At 58.1% G+C, this 24,504-nt stretch carries 20 protein-coding genes; 10 read left to right on the forward strand and 10 right to left on the reverse strand.

Going from position 1 to position 24,504, the window contains the following annotated elements:
- Positions 1–80 precede the first annotated feature (80 nt).
- The gene (locus EU556_RS01500) at positions 81–500 is read left to right on the forward strand and encodes a molybdenum cofactor biosynthesis protein MoaE (RefSeq protein ID WP_135430315.1); all 420 of its coding nucleotides are present in this window, start codon (positions 81–83) and stop codon (positions 498–500) included.
- Positions 501–738: 238 nt separating this feature from the next.
- Here EU556_RS01500 and EU556_RS01505 read toward each other — a convergent pair whose 3' ends face one another.
- Positions 739–1,917: an NTP transferase domain-containing protein gene (locus EU556_RS01505; protein WP_135430317.1), complete on the reverse strand. Its 1,179-nt coding sequence runs from the start codon at positions 1,915–1,917 to the stop codon at positions 739–741.
- Entirely contained in the window at positions 1,907–2,395 is a 489-nt protein-coding gene (gene moaC, locus EU556_RS01510) for a cyclic pyranopterin monophosphate synthase MoaC (RefSeq protein WP_135430319.1), read from the reverse strand. The genes EU556_RS01505 and moaC overlap by 11 nt, the downstream gene beginning before the upstream one ends.
- A 232-nt stretch (positions 2,396–2,627) precedes the next feature.
- Between moaC and EU556_RS01515 the strand changes: the two genes are divergently transcribed.
- Entirely contained in the window at positions 2,628–3,857 is a 1,230-nt protein-coding gene (locus tag EU556_RS01515) for a molybdopterin molybdotransferase MoeA (RefSeq protein WP_135430321.1), read from the forward strand.
- Positions 3,858–3,904: 47 nt separating this feature from the next.
- On the opposite strand, the gene EU556_RS01520 is transcribed toward EU556_RS01515, so the two are convergent.
- Complete coding sequence (locus EU556_RS01520; protein ID WP_167855403.1) at positions 3,905–6,568, reverse strand: hybrid sensor histidine kinase/response regulator; 2,664 nt, start codon at positions 6,566–6,568, stop codon at positions 3,905–3,907.
- A 107-nt stretch (positions 6,569–6,675) separates the two neighbouring features.
- On the opposite strand from EU556_RS01520, the gene EU556_RS25935 reads away from it, so the two are divergent.
- Together EU556_RS25935 and EU556_RS01525 are read left to right on the forward strand one after the other, a co-directional pair.
- Positions 6,676–6,858, forward strand: a complete 183-nt coding sequence (locus EU556_RS25935; RefSeq protein ID WP_167855404.1) for a hypothetical protein — start codon at positions 6,676–6,678, stop codon at positions 6,856–6,858.
- Positions 6,859–7,575: 717 nt separating this feature from the next.
- Entirely contained in the window at positions 7,576–8,442 is an 867-nt protein-coding gene (locus EU556_RS01525) for an AraC family transcriptional regulator (RefSeq protein ID WP_135430326.1), read from the forward strand.
- A 68-nt stretch (positions 8,443–8,510) separates the two neighbouring features.
- On the opposite strand, the gene EU556_RS01530 is transcribed toward EU556_RS01525, so the two are convergent.
- Positions 8,511–9,107 carry a GrpB family protein gene (locus EU556_RS01530; RefSeq protein WP_135430328.1) on the reverse strand — a complete coding sequence of 199 codons (597 nt, stop codon included), beginning with the start codon at positions 9,105–9,107 and terminating at the stop codon, positions 8,511–8,513.
- A 196-nt stretch (positions 9,108–9,303) separates the two neighbouring features.
- Between EU556_RS01530 and EU556_RS01535 the strand changes: the two genes are divergently transcribed.
- Positions 9,304–10,443, forward strand: a complete 1,140-nt coding sequence (locus tag EU556_RS01535) for a hypothetical protein (protein WP_245327360.1) — start codon at positions 9,304–9,306, stop codon at positions 10,441–10,443.
- 95 nt (positions 10,444–10,538) lie between these two features.
- On the opposite strand, the gene EU556_RS01540 is transcribed toward EU556_RS01535, so the two are convergent.
- On the reverse strand, positions 10,539–11,219 hold the full coding sequence (locus EU556_RS01540; protein WP_135430330.1) for a T-complex 10 C-terminal domain-containing protein: 681 nt from the start codon (positions 11,217–11,219) through the stop codon (positions 10,539–10,541).
- A 264-nt stretch (positions 11,220–11,483) separates the two neighbouring features.
- Between EU556_RS01540 and EU556_RS01545 the strand changes: the two genes are divergently transcribed.
- On the forward strand, positions 11,484–12,161 hold the full coding sequence (locus EU556_RS01545) for a head GIN domain-containing protein (protein ID WP_135430332.1): 678 nt from the start codon (positions 11,484–11,486) through the stop codon (positions 12,159–12,161).
- A gap of 102 nt (positions 12,162–12,263) precedes the next feature.
- On the opposite strand, the gene EU556_RS01550 is transcribed toward EU556_RS01545, so the two are convergent.
- From EU556_RS01550 to EU556_RS01560, 3 genes are all read right to left on the reverse strand, one after another.
- Positions 12,264–12,656: a RidA family protein gene (locus EU556_RS01550; protein ID WP_135430335.1), complete on the reverse strand. Its 393-nt coding sequence runs from the start codon at positions 12,654–12,656 to the stop codon at positions 12,264–12,266.
- 108 nt (positions 12,657–12,764) lie between these two features.
- On the reverse strand, positions 12,765–13,727 hold the full coding sequence (locus EU556_RS01555; protein ID WP_135430337.1) for a helix-turn-helix transcriptional regulator: 963 nt from the start codon (positions 13,725–13,727) through the stop codon (positions 12,765–12,767).
- 101 nt (positions 13,728–13,828) lie between these two features.
- On the reverse strand, positions 13,829–14,752 hold the full coding sequence (locus EU556_RS01560) for a helix-turn-helix domain-containing protein (RefSeq protein ID WP_135430339.1): 924 nt from the start codon (positions 14,750–14,752) through the stop codon (positions 13,829–13,831).
- 373 nt (positions 14,753–15,125) lie between these two features.
- Here EU556_RS01560 and pckA point away from each other — a divergent pair, with 373 nt between their 5' ends.
- Together pckA and EU556_RS01570 are read left to right on the forward strand one after the other, a co-directional pair.
- Positions 15,126–16,739, forward strand: a complete 1,614-nt coding sequence (pckA, locus tag EU556_RS01565; protein ID WP_135430341.1) for a phosphoenolpyruvate carboxykinase (ATP) — start codon at positions 15,126–15,128, stop codon at positions 16,737–16,739.
- Between the two features lie 403 nt (positions 16,740–17,142).
- Positions 17,143–18,495, forward strand: a complete 1,353-nt coding sequence (locus EU556_RS01570; protein ID WP_135430342.1) for a dicarboxylate/amino acid:cation symporter — start codon at positions 17,143–17,145, stop codon at positions 18,493–18,495.
- A 295-nt stretch (positions 18,496–18,790) separates the two neighbouring features.
- Here the strand turns inward: EU556_RS01570 and EU556_RS01575 are convergent, their stop codons facing one another.
- The gene (locus tag EU556_RS01575; protein ID WP_245327362.1) at positions 18,791–20,284 is read right to left on the reverse strand and encodes a pectate lyase family protein; all 1,494 of its coding nucleotides are present in this window, start codon (positions 20,282–20,284) and stop codon (positions 18,791–18,793) included.
- Between the two features lie 301 nt (positions 20,285–20,585).
- On the opposite strand from EU556_RS01575, the gene EU556_RS01580 reads away from it, so the two are divergent.
- A complete protein-coding gene (locus EU556_RS01580; protein WP_167855405.1) occupies positions 20,586–21,737 on the forward strand; it encodes an MFS transporter in 1,152 nt (383 codons plus the stop codon).
- Positions 21,738–21,842: 105 nt separating this feature from the next.
- A complete protein-coding gene (locus EU556_RS01585) occupies positions 21,843–22,682 on the forward strand; it encodes a hypothetical protein (RefSeq protein WP_135430344.1) in 840 nt (279 codons plus the stop codon).
- A 189-nt stretch (positions 22,683–22,871) separates the two neighbouring features.
- Here EU556_RS01585 and EU556_RS01590 read toward each other — a convergent pair whose 3' ends face one another.
- Positions 22,872–24,482: a RagB/SusD family nutrient uptake outer membrane protein gene (locus tag EU556_RS01590; protein WP_135430345.1), complete on the reverse strand. Its 1,611-nt coding sequence runs from the start codon at positions 24,480–24,482 to the stop codon at positions 22,872–22,874.
- Positions 24,483–24,504 lie beyond the last annotated feature (22 nt).

Below are 24,504 nucleotides of genomic sequence, written 5' to 3' on the forward strand. Positions count from 1 at the left end.
GGGAATGAGTGCTAAGCAGAATCCAAGCCCACTCACTCCACTGACGTATCATTTCATCACCTTATCACCTCGTTCCTTTCTTGATTCACATCGACCTAATCGATCAGCCCATTGACGTAGCCGCCGCCCTGCAAACCGTGGAGGACGACGGCGCGGGTGCTATCAACACGTTCATTGGCACGGTGCGCAATAAAAGCACCGGCCGCCCCGTGGTGCGCCTCGAGTACGAAGCCTACGACAGCATGGCTCTACACCAACTGCGCAAAGTGGCTGAGCAGGCTCAGCAGCAGTGGCCTATGCTGCGCAAAGTGACCGTCATCCACCGCAAAGGCACCCTCAACATCGGCGACGTGGCCGTTGTGGTGGCCGTTTCCACGCCCCACCGCGCCGAGAGCTTTGCCGCCTGCCAGTACATCATTGATACCCTGAAACAGGTGGTAACCATCTGGAAAAAGGAGTTTTATGAAGATGGCGACGTGTGGGTAGCGGCGCATCCGTAACCGCATTTTCGGGTGATTGAGGTGGCCTAGAACGATTATGCTAGAACGTCACACTCTTAAACGTCATGTCGAGCTGGTCGAGACATCTCGTGTGTTGACGTTACAGTGATAATCCAACGATTCGCGCGAGATGTCTCGACCAGCTCGACATGACGTTGTCTATAAACAATGGGTATCAACCACCCTCACCCCCTCCTCAGATGAGGAGGGGGTGTACCGTTCCTATTTTTCTAATGGCTTATCCTATCTCACGTTTCGCCTGCTCTGCCTCCTCCGGCGTGTTCACATTGCGCAGTTCCTGGGGCGCGGGGGTAGCGAGCAGCTCAATGTCGGAGTTGATGAGGGCCTTGCGGGGGCAAGAGTAGCCGAGGCTAAGGAAGCGCAGCAGCGTACCGTAGCTACTGGGCTCCCAGATAGTGATGAGCGGCTCGGGCCATTCGTTCTCAGGGCTTTGGAAGGCGGTAGCCATGCGGGCCGGCTGACGGTTCTCAACCAGGTGGCCTAGCGTGGCTTCAGAGAGGAAGGGTAGGTCGCAAGCCACTACCAGCCAAGCGGCGTTAGGGTCGAGGCGGAACGCAGAGAGGATGCCACTCAGGGGGCCCAGGTCAGAGAAAGTATCCGGTAGGGGGCGCAGTCCGGCAAATTCCAGCTCCACCACTTGGTCGGGGCGGCAGGAAACGTGTACGTCGTGGCAGAACTCAGCCAGCAGCTCGGCGGCGCGGGCGCGCTGCTCCTGGCCGGCGTGGTAGGTGAGCTTGCCTTTATCCTGCCCCATGCGTTGGCTGCGGCCGCCGGCCAGGACTAGGCCACGCAAGGGCGGGGCAGCCTGGTGCCATTCCTGCAGAATCAGATCAGCAATGGCTTCTGCGTTGTGCAGCGGGAGAACCGGTACTTCAATAGAACCCAAATGAGCCTGCAGGTAGGCGGGCACTTCCGTTACTCCTTCGGGCAGCAGCAGGGCGCGCACGTTGGTGAGGCGGTCGAGCTTTTTCTCCACGGGCTTGGCGGGGTCCAGAATTACGAGCTGCTGCTGGGCCCGAAAGTGGTTGCCATTCACTAGCACCAAGCTTTGGTGCTGCAGCCACTCTGGCTGGCTAAACTTATCGAAGCTTCGCTTTACATCGAGTCGGGCAAACGTGATTTTATCGGTCAGCTCCGCCGCGGCACCGGCCTGCAGAATGGCATCCTGGCCGCCACTGCCGCCCTGGGCCGCATCGTCGCCGGCGGCATGGTCGGCATCGACGTAGGCCACCTGTAGAGTAGGGGAGAGGAAGGGTAGAAGGCGGGCTGCCAGATCTTTTATCTTTCCACAGGGTGCACCCAGGATGGCCAGCTCGTGGCGGCCAAACTCGCCCAGGTTGGGGCGAGCAAGCTGGGCGTGCTTGGTGCGCGGGGCAGAAGCCTGATTATCCGACATGATGAAAGTCTTGCTTGCCGCCGGTCTTCTCCAGCAGGCGTGTTTCCTGAATTACAATGTTGTGCGATAGGGCTTTGCACATGTCGTAGATAGTAAGAGCGGCCACCGATGCACCAGTCAGCGCTTCCATTTCCACGCCGGTCTTGCCCGTTACAGTAGCAGTACATTCAATTACCACGGCATCAGGGCCATCCAAGTCAATGCGCACTTGGCAGTCATCGAGGCCGAGAGGGTGGCAGAGCGGAATCAGCTCTGAGGTGCGTTTGGCGCCCATAATACCGGCCAGAATAGCCGTCTGAAACACGGGGCCTTTGCGGGTGGGTAGGTCGCCTTCGCGCACCAGCGCTACAATTTCGGCGCCGAGAATGACGCGGCTGCGGGCGCGGGCCACCCGGCGGGTAGGAACTTTGGCGCCCACGTCAACCATGGCCGGTTGGCCGGCGGCATTGAGGTGGGTTAGTTTAGGAGAGTCAGACATAGTAGCCGTAGAGACGCAACTTTGCGTCTAGTCGTTGCGAACGTTAAACAAACCGGCTAGGCCAGTACTTTGCTTTCGCCAACACGAAGATTGTTATTCCGAGCATTCTGCGCATCAGGCAGAGAGGTGGGGCTGGTTAGCCGCTAAGCCACCTCCCTGATTCCTAGCTTCAGTCACTCTAACACAACGCAAGACTGCCCAGCTGCGTCTCCATACTGTCCTTTCCCCTGCTATGCTCTCCGTCGAAGAAGCCACCCGCCTTGTTGCTGCTACCATCCGCCCGTTGCCCGCCGAGTACCTGTCTTTGCCGCTGGCCCTTGGGCGAGTACTGCGGGAACCTCTGTACGCCGACCGCGACTTTCCTCCCTTTAACCGGGTGGCCATGGACGGCATTGCCCTGCGCTACGCCGCCCTGGCCGAAGGGCAAACCGAGTTCCTGATTGAGCACACCCAGTTTGCCGGTCAGCCCCCTAGGCCACTACAAGACCCAAACGCCGCCGTAGAAATCATGACCGGTGCCTCCTTACCCGAAGGAGCCGATACGGTTATCCGCTACGAAGACCTCGTCATTCGCACCGACGAAGCCGGCCGTCGGTTAGCCCTGGTGCAAGTGGGGGCCCCCCGTGCCGGCCACAATGTGCACGCCCAAGCCGCCGACCGCCATCATGGCGACTTGCTGCTGCCGGCGGGCACAGTGCTAGGCCCCGCCGAGTTGGCCGTAGGCGCTACCGTAGGGGCTGCCACCGTCGCCGTTACGCGTCGGCCGCGGGTGGCTGTGGTCAGCACCGGTGACGAGTTAGTGCCTATTACCCAGCAGCCCGAGCCTCATCAGATTCGGCGCTCCAATGGCCTGATGTTGCAAGCCGCCGCCCAGCAAGCCGGTGCTGAAACGGCGGGCTTTCACTTCAACGACGACCCCGAAGCCCTGCGCCTAGGCCTGCCCGCCCTGCTGGCCGACTACGACGCCGTGCTGCTCAGCGGGGGCGTCTCAAAAGGCAAGGCCGATTTCCTACCTCAAACGCTGCGGGAGCTAGGCGTGGAGCAGCTGTTTCATGAGGTACAGCAGCGCCCCGGCAAGCCTTTCTGGTTCGGGAAGCAGCCTGGTGGTGCCGTGGTGTTTGCTTTGCCTGGCAATCCGGTTTCTACGTTCGTAAACTTCTACCGCTACGCCCGCCCCTGGCTGCTGGCCGTGCAGCAGCCTACCGCTACCGCCACCCTAGCAGCCGGCAGTCCGGTCCCGGCAGTGTTGGCTCAGGAGGTGCAGTTCAAGCCCAAGCTCACCCACTTTCTGCTGGTAAGTCTAGAACACGGCCCCGATGGCCGCTTACTGGCCTACCCCGAGCGGGCCGGCGGCTCCGGCGACCAGGCCAGTCTGCTGCCCAGCCAAGCCTTCCTGGAGTTGCCACCCGAGCAGGAGGTGTTTCCGGTAGGCAGCGTGCTGCCCGCCTGGCGTTTCCGGTAGTCAGATGGCTATGTTGCGGGGTAGGTGTGCTGCTCTAGTAGGTGCCATTACTCGGTTGCCGAAACCGGGGCCTCCGCCAACGCTTTCTGAATCTGAGAAATAACTTCTCGCAGCCGCTGCGTGATGGTGCTTACAAGTGTAGTAACTGGCCCTGCTTGAAACTCCCCTTGCCATTGGTCGAGCTCAGTAACTGCCGGGAGCAAATGCCATACGTGCAAATGGGCCAAGCTGGGCTTCAGGGTGTGCGCGGTACTCTTCAGCTTGGCGATGTTGCCTTCTTTTTGGCCTTGCGCCAGTTCCTGCAGGGCTTCCTCGCTGCTTTCTACAAAAGTTTCAAGCATGAACGTCACGAAGCTCAGGTCGCCCTGGCCTACTTTCAGTAGCTCGCTGGTTTGGTACAGCGGCAGCGCGGGGCAAAGGGTAGAGTCAGGTTCGGGGGCTACGGCCTCCACCTGCGGAACCACCCATTCGCTTACTACTCGTAGCAGTTCGGCTTCCTGAAAAGGTTTGGCCAAATACCCGTTCATGCCGGCGGCCAAGCACTTTTCCCGCTCGCCTTTAATAGCATTGGCCGTTAGGGCAATGATGGGCGTGGTGAGTTGTAATTGCTGACGCAGTGCCTCGGTGGCCCCGTAGCCATCCAGAATGGGCATCTGGATATCCATCAAAATCAGGTCGAAGGTTTGCTCTTTCGCTAAGGTTAGGGCCTCCGCGCCGTGCACCGCCTCGGTAACCTGTACCTGAGCCTGCTGCAGAAAGGTCTTGGCAATCTGCCGGTTAAATCGGTTGTCTTCTACTAGCAATACGTGCTTGTGGCGCAGGTGCTGGCGCAGCGGGCTGTCTTCGGGGAGCTGCGCCTGAGGGAGCAGGTCTTGGGCGGTGCCTACGGGCAGGCGTAGGGTAAACTGAGTTATCGTGCCACGGTGCTTCTCACTCTCTAGCTGCACGTCGCCGCCCATGAGCTTAACCAGGTTCCGGCAAATGGGTAGGCCTAGGCCAGTACCCCCAAACTTGCGCGTAACAGAAGCGTCTTCCTGGCTGAATTCCTGGAAGATATGGGCCAGAAACTGCGGCTCGATACCAATACCCGTATCAGCCACCCGAAACAGCACATCCACCTGCCCTTCCGGTGCGCCGGCGTCTACCACCTCGCACGATACCAATACCCCGCCCTTCTCCGTGAATTTGATGGAGTTGCCCGCTAGGTTCAGCAAGACTTGTGTAATGCGGTAGGGGTCACCTAAGAGTACGGCGGGCAAGCCAGGGTCTACCTGCGTGTTCAGGTACAGCCCTTTTTCGGCCGCCTTGTAATGCAAGGTCTGCTCTACCTGAGCGAGCAAGTGGGCTGGGCCGAAGCCTACCTGCTCCAGCACCATCTTACCGGCTTCTAGCTTAGAAAGGTCCAGGATGTCGTTGATGATGACCAACAGGTTGTCGGCTGAGGTGGTAATAGCCTGCTGGTAGCTGCTTTGCGTGGGGGTGAGCGGGGTTTTGGCCAGTAACTGACTCATGCCCAGAATGGCATTCATGGGCGTCCGAATTTCGTGGCTCATGTTGGCCAGGAATAGCTCGCGTGCCCGCACTGCCGACTCAGCCGCTAGTTTAGCGTGGCGCAGAGCACGCTCGGTGGCTACCCGTTCTGTCACATCGAGGCCGTATCCCAGAATCATGTGCAAGGAACCGTCGGGGTGAAACACGGGCTGCAGGCACCGGTATTGATGACGGTCGCCGTCGGGGCGAAGGAACGTTTCTTCGTAGGTGACTAAGCTGCGTTCCTGTACGGCCAGCTGGAACTGAGCATGCCGCTCATGGGCCATAGCCACGGGGCGTTGGGTCCGGGCAAAGTACTCATAGTTGTCGCGTCCAATGACCCATTTCCGCATTTCCGGGTCCTTAATGCCGCTGGCGTTGACAAACAAGTACCGGAACTGGTGGTCGAAAACGCCCACGTCGCAGGGCAGCTGGTCCAGCACAAACTCATAAAAAGCCCGTTGGTCAGCCAGTTGCTTTTCTGCCTGTCGGCGCTCGGTAATATCCTCCCCTATGCCTACCATCATGTGTAGGGAGCCGTCGGGGGAAAAAACGGGCAGGAAGTGCCGCAGCATACACTGGCGACCCGCCGCCGTTTCCTGAATTTCCTCCCACGCAACGGCGGTCCGAGTTTGCAATGCCTGCTCAAAGCACTGGCGGCGCTGCACGGCTAGTTCTTGAGGGCGCTGGAACTGGGCGCAGTATTCAAAGTCATCGTGGCCAATAACCCAAGCGCGAGTTGCTGCATCCAGAATGCCTTTGGTATTCACAAACCGGTAGCGGTGCTGAGCGTCAAACACGGCCACCTCCACGGGCAGTTCTTGCAGAATAGTCTCGTAGAAAGCTGGTGAGGCTTCTTGCTCAACTGCTAACTGGGCCGGCAACGCAGTGCCAGGTTGGGGCTGAAGGCGTAGCAAGTGGCCTACTGATCCGTCACCTAGTATCAAGTAATCTAACTCTACTACTTGGCCAGTTGCCAGCAGTAGCTCCGTACCCCGCACCGATTTACCATTGGCACGAAACTGTCGGGTTTGGGCTGTAAATTCGGTGGGTTGCTGGAAGTGATGCTGTAGTGCGGTTGCGCAGTCGGTTTCCTCCGTGTTGCTGAGCCATTCTAGGCCACTCTGGTTTGCCGCCACCGTTTGGCCATCAGCAGACAATAGGAGGTTGCTGCCGGGCATTATTTCTAGTAAGCCAGCCAACCGGGCCTCTGCAAGGCGCGCTTGCTGCTGCGCTGCAGCCAGAGTCTCTTGTAAACCCGCAATGTGACTTTCTGCCCAGGCACGCCATGCCCGCTCGTCAGTTGGTGGTGTTGCCGGATTATTTTTTAAGTCAAGAAGCTCAACAGCAGCCATTCAGTGCAAATGCAAAGGGAAATAAGGAGACAAATATACTTAGCTGCTCTCCTGAAATTGTCTTATATAAAGATAAATGGTTTGAGATTAAATATAACTATTTTGTTGATATTTGACCTGAAAGGCCAAGCGTTATGATCACCGGCTCTTTCGTGAGCCTTATACGCGCCCATACTGGTGAATTTATCCGTCTTTGGTCAGTTTTCATTTACTGACACGGCAGCACTATTTCTAAGATTTGTTAGATGAAATAGAGTGCTAGATAATAGATCTTTTTAGTGAATAGCTGTGAGTTATTATTCATCAGATAAACAGGCATTTGCCAAGAAAAACCATATTCGGCTGCACCTTGTGAGACTACTGTAGAGGACCAGTTATATTGAGATTCAGGCCTCACTTCGGTGGAGCGGGCTGATAGCTTGATACTCTTCTTGGCAGTGGGTTAGGCAAAAAAAGAGGCTGAAGCTCCCACAGCTTCAGCCTCTCTATCGTTTCTCCGTCACCCGGATCCCACCAACGGCAGGAGAAACGCTACAACGGCATGATCCCACCCACAACCGTTGTATTCTGTTGACTAACCTTGCTTGCGGTCAGTCTTATTTTAAGTATTCGTTTCTGATTTTACAGGCTTAGCGAGCAAGGTTTAATAACCTGAACTAAGCTCATCATGCAAGACAATTGTAACCGACTGCTTACAACATGCTCAAATACAAGCACAAGGTCTAAAGAATATCAGCGCATATCTACCGCCTGGTTCGCAAGTTATGGTGCTGCATTAACATGCAAGGTTATAATTTAGTAACTTGGCCGTTAGTTGGGCACCAAACCTTGTCATGAAGCTCCAATTCGAACCCATTCAGCCTACCGCCGACAGCTCCTTTACGCTGTTGCACTACACCAACGTTGAGAAAGGCGACCTGCTCTGGCATTACCATCCCGAGTATGAGCTGGTTTATCTGCCACAGGGTAGTGGACGGCGCCACATTGGTCAGCACATTTCTCGCTTCGAGGAGGGCGAGCTAGTCCTCATTGGCCCCGACCTGCCCCATCTGACATTTAGTTACGGGCAACCGGCCGGTATTCCGTTCGAGGAAATTGTGGTACAGCTGCGGTCTGATTTTCTAGGCGACACTTTCTGGCAGCATCCCGAGCTGGCGGATATCCGGCAGTTGCTGGCCCGCGCCCACGAGGGCCTCTCGTTTGGGGGCGAAACCCGGGCCGCAGTAGGCGCTGAGTTGCGTCGCCTGTTAGACGAACCCCCCTTCGCCCGCCTGCTTACGCTGTTGCGCGTGCTCCAAACACTGGCTCAAGCCCCGGCCTCCGAGTGTCTTTCTCTGCACGCGGGCCACGCCGGCCTAGGGCGGCAGGGCAAAGAGCAGCAGCGCCTCAGCCGGGTGTACCAGTTCCTGGAGCAGCACTACCAGCGGGCCTCACTCTCGGTGCAGGAGGTGGCGGAAGTGGCTAACCTCTCGGTGCCCGCCTTCTGTCGCTACTTCCGGCAAATGACCCGCCTCACCCTCACCGACTTCTTGCAGGAGTACCGCGTAGGCCACGCCTGCCGCCTGCTGCTCGATGATATTCCCGTGACGGAGGTGTGCTACGCCAGCGGCTTCAGTAACGTGTCGCACTTCAACAAAACCTTCCGCCGGCACACTGGTCAAAGCCCTACGGAGTACCGGCGGCAGCGCTTAGTAGTGTAAGTACAGTGGCCTAGAGCCGCTTGGCAGTGCGTCGGGGCTGGATTTTTGCTGTGTACGCCACCCGTGGCTTATTCAGCAGGAGTCCAGCCTATCTGTTCAGCCCACAGTTCGGCAGCGTAATACAGCAGATGAAAAACGGGCTCTTTCACATACAAGTACCCATCAATACTGTGCGGGAATAGGGAGGCGGCCCGTAGTTTTAGTTCTCCGTACGCCTCACGAGCTGGGGCCTGACTACGCAAGTAGTCGCGAAAGAGGAGCGCGTAGCGAGTATTGAACCGCCCCTGCTCCCGAATGTGCAGGTGCATGCGTCGTTCGCCCGCCGGCTCGCGCATGTAGCGCTTTTCAAGTTCCGCAGAATCGGCCGGCAACCCGTGAAAGATGTCGTGAATCAAGTGCTCTCCCTGCTGAAAGCCTGCTGCCTGCAGCCGCCCAACAAGCTCGGTGGCGTTTTGCAGGCTGCTCACCTGGAGTTGCACATCGAGCACATCTTTAGCGCACAAACCGGGGACAGCAGTAGAGCCGATATGATTGATGGCTAGCAGACTTTCTCCTGTCACTGCTCGGAGTCGTTGGGCGAGAAGGTCAAATTCCTGGGCCCACCCCGCCTGATAGGGCACTATGACGACAGGCCTTGACGGAGCAAAAATTGGCAGATTGGGCATACACTAACTGTATCTAGGCCAGTAATAAGCAAGCAGGAAGGGCGTTTACAGTCATCAAGAAGCATGGTCTCTTTAATAGATCAAGCTAGCATCTTTTTGCGGCTACGTTAGCCGCTCTACTGTCAGCAAGCGCTTAACCTTGAACGCGCTAGGCCACTCCCGGTGTTAGACAGACACACGACTAGACTATTTCCTTATGCCTGCTTTCTCGGTCAAGTGGCCGGCTATGCTTCGCCGGGGCTGGTGGCTATTGGTGCTGCCCGTGCTGGCACTCATACTGGCGGCGGTTCCGGCCGGCACCCGCGAAACTCCCTTGGTGCTGCAGCCCGTGAAGCTGCCGTTTACGCCTACTCAATTTTACGTAGCCCACATCCGGGATGAGCGGCCTAACCGGGCCGCGGTGGCTTGGCTGGTGCCCGCGTCCGCCAAAGCGGGCACGCCGCTGCCGGCCGCTCAGCCCGTTGATTTACAGGGAGGTGGCCTAGCGGCCATTCAGGCCTTTGTGCGCCAAAGCCTGCCCCGCAATTCGGCGCTACGTCCCATTCAGATCCGGTTGCGGGAGTGCCGGGTGCAGGAGAAGGCTGCGGCCAACGGGGCCGTCGAAGGACAGATCAACCTAGATCTGGCCTTCGACTATCAGACTCCCGAGCGAACTGTGTTTCTGACCCAGTACCGGGGTGGGGCCCGCTACGTGCGGAACGCTGCTGACCGCACACCCGTGGAGCCAACTCTGCGTCAGGCGTTAGCCAGCTCTCTAGTCTACCTGAACACATGGCTAAACCAAGCCGCGGCTACCGATGTGCGCCTGGCTACGGCGGTGCACCCTACCTTCCATTACGAGACTCGCCGCACAGAGACTGATACTGTGTTCTACGACCCCGCCCACCCGCTCACCTGGACCGACTTTACTGGGCAGCCTCGCCCGCGAGGAATGTATGCCGCCTCGGTGTTTCCTAGCTTTGCTTACCAGGGCCGGCCACGAGTGCGCAATGGCGTAGTGGAGTTGGATATTCTGCTTTCCGTCTTTGTGGTGCGCAGCTCTTCGTGGGTGGCACCGGGGCAACAGACGGCCGTCAACCTCAACCACGAGCAGCGCCACTTTGATTTGGTGCGGATTGTGGCAGAGCGCTTCCGCCGCAAAGCTTCCCCCGATAGCCTGACAGTGGAAGATTACAACAGCATTCTGCAACTACAGTACCTCAAATCGTTCACCGAGATGAACCACGTGCAGGATCAGTACGATGCCGAGACGCATGGTGGCACCGACCTAGCCGCCCAAGAACGCTGGAACCGCCGCATCGATGCTGATTTAAAGAAGTATGGTGTCATACGCTAGGCCACAATAGCTGATGCAAGTGGCCTAGCTTTGAGATACGAAAAAGCCCCCGCAGCATATGCTACGGGGGCTTTTTCGTATCTCAAAGCTGGAAGCTAGTTTTTCACTTTACGCTCGCCGTCGTCGTCTACTTTCACTTTGCGGCCACTGGCGTACTTGGTTTTCCGCTCGCCATCCTTGTCAATTTTGACCTTGGTGCCGTTGGCGTATTCAATTTTCACGTCGCCCCCATCGCGCTCATACTTCACGATGGCCGGGCCCTGGCGGCGGGCTGGAGCAGCGGCTCGTATTGTGGTGGTAGAGGTGGTTTCCGTAGTGGCCGTGTAGGGCGTACCAGCGTAGTAGGCCTCGCGGTTAGAAGCATAGGTATTATACTGGGCCGGGTCCGTCACGATAGTTTTCACAGAGCGGTCGGTTTCGTCGTTGATGGAGCGTAGCGCTGCATAACGACCCGTAGTGTCGGTGGCGTAGCGCGTATTGGCTTCCTGCAGACGACGGCCGCGGGTGTAATAAGTTTTCTGCACTTTGGTAACGACTACCGTATCGGTCAGGCGCAAGTCCTGGGCAATACGGTCGGCGAGGCGGTCAGCATCGGTGCGGTAGGCTGCCGTGTCGGCATCAGTTGAGGTTACCTCGGTGGCAGCCGCATCGCGGGCTACTACCGCCGTATCGGCAGATGGAGTGGTAGCGGCATCCACGGCCGCTTGTTTATCCTGGTTACAGGAAACGGCTGTGAGAGTAGCCGCGCAGGAGAGAAAAAGGAGCGTCTTATGCATGAGTTCAAAAGCTAGTGAAATCCGCAGCTGAAAAAGCCGGGGGTTGGCGCTCAGTACGTAGGCTTTTCTATATAGTTTTTTGCTCACTTAGCTATGAGTGCAAAGTATTTTATATTATTATACTGATAGTCAGAGCAATAAATACCTGTGCTTGCCTTGTTTAAGCTCGACTATTAGTTGGACCGAGAATAATCAGACCCACAGGCAACCCTAGGCTACCCCCAGCCATCTACCCAATACCAGTCACCCAAATCCTTTTCGCTTATGAAGACGCCTATCTACCGCGCTGTTGTAGCTGCTACGCTGCTTGTCTTTAGCTCAGGAGCTGCATTAGCCCAGAGAACCCAGACCCGCTCAGTCGGCGACTTTGAGATGCTGCAAACTTCCGGCGCCGTGAACGTGGTGTTGCGCCAAGGCTCGCAAACCTCGGTGAAGGTAGAAGCGGAGCCCGATGTAGTAGAGCAAATCAGAACGGAAGTAAAAGGCAATAAGCTGGTTATCTACCGCGACCAAGAAAACGTATCGTTGCTGCAGCGCATGAAGAGCACGGGTAAAGTGATGGTGTATATCACGTGCCCGCGTCTGAGCTCGGTAGAAGCTAGCGGCGCTTGCGACGTGAAGAGCGAAACTCCCTTTAAGGCCGGCGACTTTACCATCCGGGCCAGCGGGGCCAGCGACATCACCCTCAACCTCGACGTGAAGAACCTGAACGCCAGCGCCTCCGGGGCCAGCGACCTGCGCCTAACCGGTTACGCTGAGCGCCAGCAGGTATCTATCAGCGGCAGCAGCGACTACCGCGCCTACGACCTGAAAAGCAAGCGCGCCCAGGTGCAGGCCAGCGGCGCCAGCGACGCCTACGTGGCTGTGGCCGATGAGCTTTCCTCCCGCAGCTCCGGTGCCAGCGACATCCACTACAAAGGCAGCCCCCGGGTAATCAAGTAACTGGCCTAGACCCCTAGGCCAGGCTATTATAGCTTCCTGCACCACACAAACAAAAGCCCGGCAGCAATCTGTCGGGCTTTTGTTTGTGTGGTAGTCAGTGTCTTACTTCACTACGGTAGCTTCTAGCTCTACCGTCAGAGAAGCAAACAGGCCCTTCACTTCTAGTAGTGTAGCAGCTTGCTTGATGCCGTGTTTTGCCAGCCAGGGGCCATACACATCCATGCAGGTTGAGAAAAACTCTTGCACGGAGGTGGTGTACACGTTCAACCGAACAATACCCGCGCATTCGTACCCGGCTTCACTGATGAGCTGCTCCAGGTTCTGGATGGTTTGCTGGAGTTGGGTGCGCATATCGGCGGTGCTGGGTTGGCCTTCGGCACTGATGGCCACCTGCCCGGAGCAGTAGAGCGTGCCGGCGGGCTGCTTGATTTCAACGGCTTGTACTGAGTTGGAGTACTGGCCCCAGGGCCAGGGGTCTACGGTGCGCTTTTCCATTGTTAAGGGAGCTTGAAGAGAGATAGTATCAGGTGTTCCTCACTTGATAATTCAAAGGTCAAGCCCCCAACTGACAGCCCTGTGTCAGCATGTTTTTGGCTCAAAAAATTAAGCAGGGCGGCCAAAAAACTCATATGCCCGTTGGGCCAGCGCCCGCAGCGGCTCGGCTAGTGCCTCTGGTTCCACAATGGTCAGGGCACCGGCGTAGGGGAGCAGCCAGGTTGCCAGGTAGGGCAGCTCCCCAATAAACAACGTCATTTCCAGCTGCCCATCGTCGAGGCGGTGCTCATGGGCCCAGCCGTACTGGTGTTTGGTATCGTGGAGGTGCTGAACCAGGGCGGGCAGCAGAGCCGCTGGCTGAAACCGCAGCACCACCCGCTCGCGCTGCCGCCGGGTAGCCTCCGCGGCCCAGTGCTGCTGCAAGAGGTCGGGTCGCACGTCATACACCTCTGAGCGTAATTCCAGGTCCAGAATACGGTCGAGGCGGAAGTTGCGGATGGTTTGGCGCAGCCGGCAGTAGGCCACCACGTGCCACTGCCGGCTCAAAAACAGACTAATGGGCTCGATGTCGCGGGTGGTGGGCGCTTCGTTTTCGGCGGTTTGGTAGCGCAGGTGTACCACCCGGTGCATGGCAATGGCGGCCACCAGCTGCTGGTAAGCAGCCGGCCGACTAGCCTGGTTACGGGGCCCCAGCACCTGAATGTGCGGGGCTAAATCGTCGAGATGGTCTCGGTCGGGTCCGCGCAGCACAGCGCGTACTTTGTCCATGGCCGCCCCACTGAGTTGGGCCGTGGGCGCGTCGGTGAGGCGGGCGGCCAGCTTTTCGGCGGTGAGCAGGGCGGTGGCCTCCTCGCGGGTAAACATGACGGGCGGCAGCCGGTACCCTTCGGCCAGGGAGTAGCCAATGCCCGGTTCCCCAATGAGCGGTACGCCGGCTTCCTCCAGGGTGCGCAGGTCGCGGTAAATCGTGCGCAGGCTCACGCCATATTTCTCGGCCAGGGCAGGCCCGCTTATTTTGCGCTTGGTCTGCAACTGCACAAGCAGCGCCGTGACGCGGTCAAATCGATTCATGCAGTAAGTTGGGTAACATAGGCCTAGAGGCCACCAAGACTCTAAGGCTAGGCCACTCCGCTGGCCACTTGTTGGGAGCAGCAGCGCAGTGCTCGTTTCGTTTATTGCTCATTGTTTATAGCCCGCAGCGCTTTCGGTGGGCCTTCGCCGCGGTAGGCTTTGGCGCGGTAGGCAATGGGTGAGAGGCCGGTTTGCTTGCGGAAGAAGCGGGCGAAGTAGCCGGGGTCGGCAAACTGCAGCTCGTAGGCAATTTCCGAAACCGAAAGGGAAGTGTACACCAGTAGGTTGTGGGCCTTGCGTACGGTGTGAGCCTGCACAATTTCCAGGGCCGATTTGCCCTTCGCCGTCTGGCAGATGCGGTTGAGGTGGACCGGCGTAATCTTCAGTTCTTGCGCAAACTCCGAGATTTTCTTCTCAAACGGGGCCGAGCGGGCAATGCACTTCTGAAACTCGCGGAAGTAATGCATGGCGCGGTTAGAGCTGTCCTCATTTTTCTTGCGGTTGAGCTGCAAAATCCGGAAGATCTTCACGAACAGCAGCTTGAAGTAAGCATTCAGGGCCAGCTGCTTGCCCGGCAAATCGGAGTTGATTTCGGTGTGAATCTGCTGCTCTAGGGTCAGCAGATCAGTGAAGGGAACATCCTCGAAGTCAGAAAGGATATACACCGAGTTCAGCTCTACCATCACGGCGGGCGTGGCCTGCAGAATGGTATCCATGAGTGCCTCCGACAGCGTGAGGGTGCGGCCCTTTACTTGGGGACTGAACGTGAAGCCGTGCACCGTATTGGCCGGAATAATGACGAGGCACGGCGTGGTAAGCTCAACCGGCTCGGCGGCGGCATGGAAAGAAGCGCGCCCAGCCTCCAGAAAAAACATCTGAAACAAGTTGCCGTGCAAGTGCGGCTTCAGGCCCCAGTCGGTAGTGCGGTTGCGGGGCGAAATGATCTGGCTGCACAGATAGTCGTGGGATACCTGGGCCTTTTCGTCCCCATAAATACCGTCGTAGCGGGCTATAACTTCCTTCATGTCGGCAAAAAAGGCTACTTACTGACTGGCCTACAGAACACTGCGGTATCGATTTCTCCCATTTTCAGGGGCGTACTTTTCGGGTTTCAGGGCCCAAATTCCTGAGATAGAGGAAACCGATGTTTTTTTTGTCCTGACAAAATAGCGAATTGTTTCAGTCTGCGCGGTCAAGGCTATCGTATTTTTGTCCTACCCTGCCAGAGTCGCTGCTAGGATAGTTGTCCGGGGCTTCCCCAAACCCGTATACGCTGCTTTCCTTGCTGCTCTGCTAGCGCCCGTTCGCTTCCTCCTGCCCCCGCAGGCTGAAGCTTCCCCACCCAGGTTTGCGGGCGCTACTTCCTCCATGATTTCCCACCCAATCCCCATTTCCCTCATGGAAAATTCCCCCATTTCCACCCGTTTGGCCCCGCTAGGCCTCCCCACCACCGGTCAGGCCCACCTCAACCTGACGCCCTCCGAGCTGATTGAGCACGCTCTGCGCCGCGGCGAAGGCACCCTCACCGACACGGGCGCCTTGATGGCTGACACCGGTGCCTTCACCGGCCGCTCGCCCAAAGACCGCTTCATCGTAAAAGATGAGAACACCCAGGACTCGGTGTGGTGGGGCGACATCAACATCCCCTTCGCGGCCGACAAGTTTGACCAACTGCACGAGAAGATGGTGCAGTACCTGGCTGACAAGGAGGTGTTTGTGCGCGATGCCTACGCCGGCGCCAACCCCGATTACCAGCTGAAGCTGCGCGTGGTGAATGAGCTGGCTTGGCACAACCTGTTCTGCTACAACATGTTCCTGCGCCCCGAAGAAGGCGCGGACACCACCTGGACGCCTGACTTCAGCATCATCTGCGCCCCCGGCTTCGAGGCCGACCCCGCCGTAGATGGCACCCGCCAGAAGAACTTCGCCATTCTCAACTTCACCAAGAAGATGATTCTGATTGGGGGCACTGGCTACGCCGGCGAGATGAAGAAGGGCATTTTTGGCGTTCTGAACTACCTGCTGCCCCACGAGAAAAATACCTTGAGCATGCACTGCTCGGCCAACGTAGGCCAAGACGGCGACACCGCCATCTTCTTCGGTCTCTCGGGCACGGGCAAAACTACCCTGTCGGCTGACCCCAACCGCGGCCTCATCGGCGACGACGAGCACGGCTGGACACCTGACGCGGGCATCTTCAACTTTGAAGGCGGCTGCTACGCCAAGGTAATTGACCTCTCGGCGGAGAAGGAGCCCGAAATCTGGAACGCCATCCGCTACGGTTCCATTGTGGAGAACACGCGCTACGTGCCCGGCACCCGCACCGTAGACTACGCCAACAAGAGCGTAACCGAAAACACCCGCACGGCTTACCCCATCAGCTTCATTCCGAATGCAGTGGAGCCGTCAGTAGCCGGCACACCCAAAAACATCTTCTTCCTGACCGCCGATGCCTTTGGCGTACTGCCTCCCATCAGCAAGCTGGATAAGTGCCACGCCATGTACCACTTCATGAGCGGCTACACCGCCAAGGTGGCCGGCACGGAAATGGGCGTAACGGAGCCTCAGACCACCTTCTCGGCTTGCTTCGGTGCCGTGTTCCTGCCCCTGCACCCCACCAAATACGCCGAGATGCTGGGTCAGAAAATGGACGAGAACGAGGTGAACGTATGGCTGGTTAATACCGGCTGGACCGGCGGCAGCTACGGCGTGGGTTCGCGCATGAAGCTGGCCTACACTCGCGCCATGATTACCGCCGCCCTGGAAGGCAAGCTCGATAATGTGGAGTTCCACAAGCACCCCATCTTCGGGGTAGAGGTGCCCACCTCGGTGCCCAACGTGCCCGCCGAAATCCTGGACCCGCGCGACACCTGGGCCGACAAAGAGGCCTACGACCACACAGCCGCCGACCTGGCCGAGAAATTCGTGAAGAACTTCGAGAAGTACGCCGACTACGCTAACGAGGACATCCTGGCGGGTGCCCCCAAAGTAGCTGTAGCCGCCGGCGTGTAACCGCCGAGTAGCTACTCTTCCGCTGAAGCGCCCCGTTGGCATCTGGCCGGCGGGGCGTTTTCGCGTTGTTTCTGGCGCTGTCCCCAGCAATTTCGTACCTAGGCCAGTCTCCACTACAACAACGGCTCCCCTCTCAGATGAGGAGGGGCCGGGGGTGGTTGACCATCATTGTTTACATAGACCGTCATGCTGAGCTTGTCGAAGCATCTCTACCGTTAGTAACTCAATTGTGAGGACGAAGCAGTAGAGATGCTTCGACAAGCTCAGCATGACGGTCTGTAGAATTCAATCTAGAAGCTGTTCTAGGCCACCTCAATACTTCCAGCCCTTCCTCAAACTCAGAGGCGAGCCTTATTTTACCTTTAGCTTTAGAGCCTGCCTTGGCTTCGCTCACATACCCTGCATGAAAAAACTCGCTTCCAACCTCACCTTTCAGGTTCTCACGGCTATTGCGCTGGGGGTGCTGGTGGGCTCCTTGTTCCCCGCCTTCGGGGCTTCCCTCAAGCCCATCGGCGACACGTTTATCAACCTGATCAAAATGCTCATCGCGCCCATCATCTTCCTGACGGTGGTACTGGGCATTGGGGGCATGGGCGACATGAAGAAGGTGGGGCGCGTGGGCGGTAAGGCTCTGCTCTATTTTGAGATTGTAACGACGCTGGCGCTGGTTATCGGCATTACGGCGGCCAACCTGGCCAAGCCCGGTGTGGGCATTGATGCCCGGGCTTCGGTGGCAACCCAGAGTGCGGCGCAAGCCGCGGAGGCCGCCAAGTACACCTCCCAGGCCGCCAGTGGGGAGGGCATGAACTGGGTTGACTTCGTGACCCACATTGTGCCGCACAGCGTTGTGGGGGCCTTTGCCGAAGGAGAGGTACTGCAGGTGCTGCTGTTTGCTGTGCTGTTTGGCGTGGCCGTGGGCCGCATCCCCGCTGAGTACGGGCAGCCGCTGATGAAGACCTTTGACCGACTCTCGCACGCCATGTTTGGGGTGCTGGCCCTGGTGATGAAGCTGGCGCCCATTGGGGCGTTTGGCGGCATGGCCTTTACCATTGGCAAGTATGGGCTGGCAACGCTGCTGCCACTGGGCAAGCTTATGCTGGTGGTGTACCTCACCATGTTCCTGTTTGTATTTGGGGTGCTTAACGCCATTATGCGCTACTACGGGCTGAGTTTGTGGCGCTACCTGGGCTTTATCAAGGAGGAGATTTTGCTGGTGCTGGGCACGTCGTCGTCGGAGTCGGCGCTGCCGCGCATGATTGACAAGCTGGAGCGCTACGGCTGTTCCCGCTCGGTGGCAGGCCTCGTGATTCCGACGGGCTACTCGTTCAACCTTGATGGCACCTCCATTTACCTCTCAATTGCGGCCATCTTCCTGGCGCAAGCCTTTAACATTAACCTCACGCTCAGCCAGGAAATTACGCTGATTGGTATTCTAATGCTGACGAGCAAGGGCGCGGCGGGCGTCACGGGCTCGGGGTTTATTGTGCTGGCTTCTACGCTGGCCGCCACCCGCATCATTCCCGTGGAAGGCGTGGCCCTGCTGCTGGGGGTCGACCGATTTATGAGTGAGGCGCGGGCCATTACCAACGTCATCGGCAACGGCGTGGCCACGCTCGTTGTCGCTAAGAGTGAGAATGAGTTTGACGAAGCCAAGCACCAGCTCGCCCTGGCCGGCCGAGATGTGCCGCCGGAGTTGGAGGCCGAGCCGGCCTCTTTGCTACCTACGGTAGAGAAGCCAGTAGAAGAGCAAGGTTAAGAAGAGTGGCCTAGAGTTGGCCCAGAACGATCAAGAAGAACGTCATGTCGCGCGCAGTCGAGACATCTCGCTTGCTGACGTTGCCAAACTAACCCACACCAAAAAGCACGTCATCCTGACGCAGGAAGGATCTTGCCATGCAGGTACGACTGGCCTAGAGCAAGCCGTCTATGCGTGGGTAGGATCCTTTGCTGCTCACAGGATGACGTGCTTACGTGGTTGTTCTAGGGCACTTCAACCACCCCCAACCCCTCCTCATCTGAGGAGGGGAGCTGATGTTCTGTAGGCCATTCTCTTACTTACCCTTTGTCGCCATAGGTGCGGCGAGGCTGTTCAGGTATTCTTCTAGCATGGTGTAACCCTTGGGGGCTAGTTTATTGCGGTCGGTGGCGTTGGTGGGGTTGAGGCCGTGGGTTTTCTCCCAAGCGTCGGGCATGCCGTCGTGGTCGGTATCGACTGGGGCTGGCGCCGACTTCAGCTCCGGCCAGGCTTTCTGCGACACGCTGTAGGGAGTGCCGTGGGGGTAGCCGCCCTGCACATCAATGATGCGGCCCGTGCGGGTGACCACGTTCCGGATGATGCGTTGGTCGAGGGTGTCGCGCCGAGGCATGGTGGCGCCTACTTGCTGTAGCACCAGGGCGTAGGCCTCTTGGGCGGTTTGTGTGGTGACGGGGCCCAGCTCGAAGGGCTTTTCTGCTTTGGCCAGCACGGTATCAGCGGCGGTGCCCTCGTTCATAGTTACCCCGCGCCAGTTGTGACGCGTGACTTCGGCGCTGGCGTCCACGTAATTACCCACGATGTAAAACTTGCCGTAGGGAAGTGGGTTCGGGCCTTTCTCCAGCTTGTAAGGGTTGAGTACCCGCGCCCGCACGCTCTCTTTGGTGGAGGGGCCGTGCTTGTAGTAATTGTTGACGATGTTGTAGTTGCCGCCTTCGCCCGCGTACACGTTGTTGTCGCCCCAGTTATAGAGCACGTTGTTGCGGAAGTCCACGTTCTCGAAGCCGGCGGGGTGGGTGTAGCGGCTGCCGTTGAAGCGGGGCGTGCGGTTTTTGCAGCTCGCAAATAGGTTGTGGTGCATGGTGGCATGCTGTCCACCCCAGATGCCTCCGAACCCGTGCTGCTCAAAATCAGTGTCGCCCTTCTCAAAGTGGTAAGAATAGTTGAGCGGCTCACTGATGAGGTTCCACTGCAGCGTGGTACTGTCGCCCTCGTACACCGACAGGGCCTCGTCGGTGCTCCAGCTCATAGAGCAATGGTCGATAATGAGGCGGTTGATCCGGGTGGCCCCGAAAGCATCGTCGCCGCCAGCCCCATCTACCCTGCCCTGGTTCTGGTTTTTGTCGCCCATCCGGAAGCGCAGGAAGCGCACCACCACGTTGTGAGCCTTCACGCTCACGGGGTAATCAGCGAGGCAAATACCATCACCGGGCGCGGTTTGGCCGGCAATAGTGGTATTAGGCTTGCTAATGGTGAGCGGAGAGTTCAGGTGAATCGTGCCCGATACTCGGAACACCACCGTGCGGGCTGGCGCCGCTTTAGTAAGGGCGTAGCGCAGGCTGCCGGGCTGCCCATCATCCAAGAGACTGGTCACCTCAAACACTGTGGTGGGCACGGCTGCTGTGCCCCGACCACCGGAAGTGAAGCGACCTGCCCCTTCAGCCCCCGGAAAAGCCGGCAACGGCTCGGCTACGGGAGCTTTGGTGGCGGCCAGCAGAGCTGTGAAGGCTACCGCCGCCGCGGGCCAGATAGCAGCGCGGCACAGCCGACGAAGCGAAGAATGGACAACCATATTATCGGAGAATTAAAGAGAAGATCAGTACTGCTAGGCCGCCTGGCCTAGCAGTACTGAGTCCACCTGAGCACTACTGATAGTACCCAAATACTGCGCCCAGAAGGCATCACCCGTTAGATTTCTTTGTGCAATCGATGCCGGCAACGTTGCCATACCGCCTAGGCACAGAATGGTCGCCCTGCTTAGCTGCATTTATGCTCTGGCTAGGCCACTCTGTATTAACCTCCTCCGCAACGAAACTGGCGCAATCCGCGTCTCTATCCCCGTTTGCAGCACTCAGGCTGCCTTGATTGCTGGTATGACACAGGTTTTGGAAGAGGTGACGCCCAAGCAGGCCCGGGTGGCTATTGCCCTGTTTTTCTTTGTCTCGGGGTTTGGGTTTTCTACCTGGGCATCGCGCATCCCTACCATTCAGCACCAACTGGGGCTGAACGAAGCCGAGCTGGGCGGCGTGCTGTTGGCCCTACCCACGGGGCTGATGCTCACGCTGCCGGTCACGGGCTTGCTGCTGCGCCGGTTTAGCAGCCGGCAGGTGATGCTGGTGGGCGCCATCCTGTATAACGTGGCGTTGGCCTTGCTGGGCTTTGCGGCCCACACCTGGCAACTGGTGGCGCTGCTATTCTGCTTCGGCTCGTCGCGCAACCTGCTTAACATCTCCATGAATGCGCAGTCGGTGGGCGTGCAGGCGCAGTACGATAGATCCATCATTGCCACTTTTCACGGGGTGTGGAGCGTGGCCGGCTTTGCTGCCGCGGCTGTAGGGGCGGCCCTCATTCGGGAGCGGGTAGCGCCGGCGCCGCACTTTGCCGTGGTGGCCCTATTACTCACGGCGGTAGCGCTGTACAACTACCGCCATAGCCTGGCACTGCCCCCGGCACCGGAAGAGCGTCGCCCGGGGTTTAGCTGGCCTAGCGCCGACCTACTTAAGTTTGGCATCATTGCCTTTGCCTCCATGGCCTGCGAGGGCACCATGTACGACTGGAGCAGCATCTACTTCAACAAGGCTGTACTCATGCCTAAGGAAGACGCCGCCCTGGGCTTTGCCGCCTATATGGTAGCCATGACGGTAGGCCGCTTTGCCGGCGACCCGCTTACCAACCGCTTCGGGGTAAAACCCCTGTTGCAGTACAGTGGCCTCCTGATTCTGGTAGGCCTGCTGCTGGCGGCTCTGTTGCCTCTACCGGTGGTGGCGGGCCTAGGCTTTGTGCTGGTGGGCTTGGGCGTGTCGTGCGTAATTCCGATGGTGTTTGGCATGGCGGGGCGCTCCAGTGCGCTTAGCTCGGGCTCGACCATTGCGGCTGTATCTACGGTAGGGTATTTCGGGTTTCTTGTAGTGCCGCCGGTAGTAGGCTTTATTGCCGAGGCGGCTAACCTGCGCTGGTCGTTTGCCCTGATGGCCTTGCTGGGAGCGGTAATGGTGGGGCTGGTGCGTCGTCTCCCAAACGAGTAAGAGGTTCAGCAGCAAGTTTTTTATGGCTTGCCGATTTCTTTCTGGCTACCTTAGAAGTTCAAGCCTCGCGCCCAAATGGGAAAGGCGGGTAGTTTGGACTGGTTGATGAAGTATTTTCTTGCGCTATTGGCTTGGTGCCTGCCCCTAGTAAGCTGGGCTGCCCGGCCGCTGGAACCCCTGCAGATTGCGGAGCAGTTTGTGGCCAAAACCGGCTGGACCGACATGAAAAGCTACCTCAGTGGGGAAGCTGCCGGTCAGGCTCGCAGCCAGAGCCTAGGCCAGCAGATTCCGGCTACCCTGGAGCGCCGCTGCCAGCTCTTGCAGCAAAATCAGCAAACTGCCGTGGTAACCGTGGAGCTGCGCGACTCCGTGAGCCGCAACGATATTTACCTACACTTCCGCCACGACTCTACCACTGCGGCCACTCCCTGGAAGCTCACCGCCGTGCGCAGTCTGTCCATGACGCAGCTCGGTCCGCCCATGCTCAAGCTCCTCTCCGATATGCCCCCGGCCGAGGTAGCCCAGTACAACCAAAAGCACCCCGACGCCCCGCATGCGTTTATGCTCGGTAACATTCGCCTCTGGATTGGGGCCGATGCCGCTATTGCCGAGCACTTTCACCAGAATCAGCCGGCTTTTCAGCGGGTAGTACAATACATGCAGGCTCATCATTACTTCACCCCCAACTCGGCAGCTAACGAGGAACAGGCGGTGAACGAGGATGACAGCCTGCAAGCTCTACTACGTCCGCTCTACATCACCCGCGTTTCGCAGAAGTATCTGGACTGTGGCAGTTGCTTGGAGTTCATCATTGGAGGCGTTACCGATAATACCGTCGGTCTGCTCTATCAGCCCGATGCGCGGCAGGTGCCTGGCATGAGCCCCGACCGGGTTATCGTCATCAAACCCTTAGGCAACGGGTGGTACCTATTCAAAACCACGTAGGCTAGAGCGAGGGTATAAACGATCGAGGCATCAAGTGATGAAATGAAAAAAAATCATGCTGGTCATACCCAGTGGTGGCCCTTGTCAAGTGAGTTTCTCGTCTTAATAAAAAGCCCCACTCTACCATAAGTAAAGAGGGGCTTTTGCTGGCCTAGGCCTACTAACGAGGTGAAAACACCTCTGGACATGCTAGTACCCAGGGTTTTGGGGGAGCTTCCAGCTTTGGGCGTCATTCAAAGAAATGGGCAGCAGGGGCGTCGGATTCACGGAGGTTTCGGTGGCCACGTGCGACATAGCTCGCGCCCGCACATCGGGTGGCAAGATGTTCATATAGCGGCCAGTACGAATCATATCCCACAGGCGTAACGACTCTTCCCCAAACTCAACCCGGCGCTCGTGCCAAATAGCGTTCAGTAGTGGCTGGCCCGAAAGGCCAGGGGCCAGATCGGGCAGGGTGCCGGCTGGGGTGTTGGCTGGATCATACGTGAGGGTGCCCAAGCGTGTGCCCGGAGGCCGGGTAGAAAGACGTGCCCGCTGCCGTACTTGGTTGACCAGCGCCACGGCCTCGGCCGACCGGTTGAGTCGGGCAGCGGCTTCGGCTTTCATCAGTAGGATGTCGGCGTAGCGCATCTTCCGAATGTTCTGGGGGCCCGACTCTGGCGCGTTGGGGGCCAGAATAGCCGCCTTACGGTTGAAATAGCCCGTAGCGTTCTGCGTGATATCAACAGGGTTGAGGATGCCCAGCACGATGTCGTTGTTCTTGATAACCGTGACTTCGAGGCGCGGGTCGTTGGGCTCAAACTCATTCACCAGGTTCTGGGTAGGGTTGTTGAACCCATAGCCAAACGTGCGGCGGTTGTTCTGGAAGATGTTGTTGGTGGTGCCTATCGAGATAGGGCCATACGTGTCGTTGGAAGTGCCGAACTGAATTTCAAACAACGATTCGCTGCTGTTCTCGCCAATATCCTGGTGAATGGCCGCGTAGTTGGCCAGCAAGCTGTATTGGTTGGAAGTGATGATGGTACTCGTCAGGTCGTACACTTCCTGCCACGTATGATTGTTGCCGTTCACGGTGCCCAACTGGTACATAATAGCCCGGGCCAGGTAGCCGGTGGCCGCGCCTTTAGTAGCACGGCCTAGGTCGGCGGCGGCGTAGGCGCTTTTCTCCGGTAGTAGAGTCGCGGCTTCCTTCAAGTCCTTCTCGATGAAGGCGTAGGTTTGGGCAATGCTGGCGCGGGTTGCGTTGGGGGCTTCCGTCGGGGTTGGCGTTTTCTCAAATAGCGGCACTCCCCCAAAGCCCTTCACTAGGTTGAAGTAGAAATATGCCCGCAGAAACAGCGCTTCGCCTTTCAAACGCGACTTCAGAGCCGCATCAATGGTACCCGCATCGATGTTGTTGATAACTGTATTGGCGCGGGCAATACCCGTAAAACTGTGTACCCAAAGCGTGGTAACGGGGCCGTTAGAAGGCGGGATATTCCAGGACTTGAGCTCTATTAAGGGGAGAAAGTCGCTGGGCGAGCTGCCCCCCTTTTCAGAGTCATCAGTCATCAAGTCGCCAAACATCCATTCGTAGGTTTGAGGTACGTATTCGCCGCTGGGGTCGCCCCATTTGGGGCCTTGGTCCCAGGCGGCCACGTCGTACACGGCATTGATGGCCTGCACGGCATTGGTAGGGTCTTTGAAAAGGTTGTCTTGGGTGGTAGTGCCCAGGGGTTCTTTATCCAGAAAGCTCTGGCAGCCGGGAGACAAGACCGTAGTCAGGAACAGGCCGAGCAAAGCAACGCGGGTGAGTTTCATATACGTTGGGTAGGAAAAGCTA

Origin of the sequence: Hymenobacter fodinae (assembly GCF_004745825.1) — a bacterium.
In the GTDB taxonomy this organism is placed as follows: Bacteria; Bacteroidota; Bacteroidia; order Cytophagales; family Hymenobacteraceae; genus Hymenobacter; species Hymenobacter fodinae.

What these genes read in the sequence shown, in the direction of transcription:
- EU556_RS01580 (WP_167855405.1), top strand. Translation starts at nt 20,586, where the DNA reads ATGACACAGGTTTTGGAAGAGGTGACGCCCAAGCAGGCCCGGGTGGCT.
- pckA (WP_135430341.1), top strand. Translation starts at nt 15,126, where the DNA reads ATGGAAAATTCCCCCATTTCCACCCGTTTGGCCCCGCTAGGCCTCCCC.
- EU556_RS01560 (WP_135430339.1), bottom strand. Translation starts at nt 14,752, where the DNA reads ATGAAGGAAGTTATAGCCCGCTACGACGGTATTTATGGGGACGAAAAG.
- EU556_RS01585 (WP_135430344.1), top strand. Translation starts at nt 21,843, where the DNA reads ATGAAGTATTTTCTTGCGCTATTGGCTTGGTGCCTGCCCCTAGTAAGC.
- moaC (WP_135430319.1), bottom strand. Translation starts at nt 2,395, where the DNA reads ATGTCTGACTCTCCTAAACTAACCCACCTCAATGCCGCCGGCCAACCG.
- EU556_RS01550 (WP_135430335.1), bottom strand. Translation starts at nt 12,656, where the DNA reads ATGGAAAAGCGCACCGTAGACCCCTGGCCCTGGGGCCAGTACTCCAAC.
- EU556_RS01570 (WP_135430342.1), top strand. Translation starts at nt 17,143, where the DNA reads ATGAAAAAACTCGCTTCCAACCTCACCTTTCAGGTTCTCACGGCTATT.
- EU556_RS01515 (WP_135430321.1), top strand. Translation starts at nt 2,628, where the DNA reads ATGCTCTCCGTCGAAGAAGCCACCCGCCTTGTTGCTGCTACCATCCGC.
- EU556_RS01530 (WP_135430328.1), bottom strand. Translation starts at nt 9,107, where the DNA reads ATGCCCAATCTGCCAATTTTTGCTCCGTCAAGGCCTGTCGTCATAGTG.
- EU556_RS01545 (WP_135430332.1), top strand. Translation starts at nt 11,484, where the DNA reads ATGAAGACGCCTATCTACCGCGCTGTTGTAGCTGCTACGCTGCTTGTC.
- EU556_RS01505 (WP_135430317.1), bottom strand. Translation starts at nt 1,917, where the DNA reads ATGTCGGATAATCAGGCTTCTGCCCCGCGCACCAAGCACGCCCAGCTT.
- EU556_RS01535 (WP_245327360.1), top strand. Translation starts at nt 9,304, where the DNA reads ATGCCTGCTTTCTCGGTCAAGTGGCCGGCTATGCTTCGCCGGGGCTGG.
- EU556_RS01520 (WP_167855403.1), bottom strand. Translation starts at nt 6,568, where the DNA reads ATGCCCGGCAGCAACCTCCTATTGTCTGCTGATGGCCAAACGGTGGCG.
- EU556_RS01525 (WP_135430326.1), top strand. Translation starts at nt 7,576, where the DNA reads ATGAAGCTCCAATTCGAACCCATTCAGCCTACCGCCGACAGCTCCTTT.
- EU556_RS01590 (WP_135430345.1), bottom strand. Translation starts at nt 24,482, where the DNA reads ATGAAACTCACCCGCGTTGCTTTGCTCGGCCTGTTCCTGACTACGGTC.
- EU556_RS25935 (WP_167855404.1), top strand. Translation starts at nt 6,676, where the DNA reads ATGCCCGCTCGTCAGTTGGTGGTGTTGCCGGATTATTTTTTAAGTCAA.
- EU556_RS01555 (WP_135430337.1), bottom strand. Translation starts at nt 13,727, where the DNA reads ATGAATCGATTTGACCGCGTCACGGCGCTGCTTGTGCAGTTGCAGACC.
- EU556_RS01540 (WP_135430330.1), bottom strand. Translation starts at nt 11,219, where the DNA reads ATGCATAAGACGCTCCTTTTTCTCTCCTGCGCGGCTACTCTCACAGCC.
- EU556_RS01575 (WP_245327362.1), bottom strand. Translation starts at nt 20,284, where the DNA reads ATGGTTGTCCATTCTTCGCTTCGTCGGCTGTGCCGCGCTGCTATCTGG.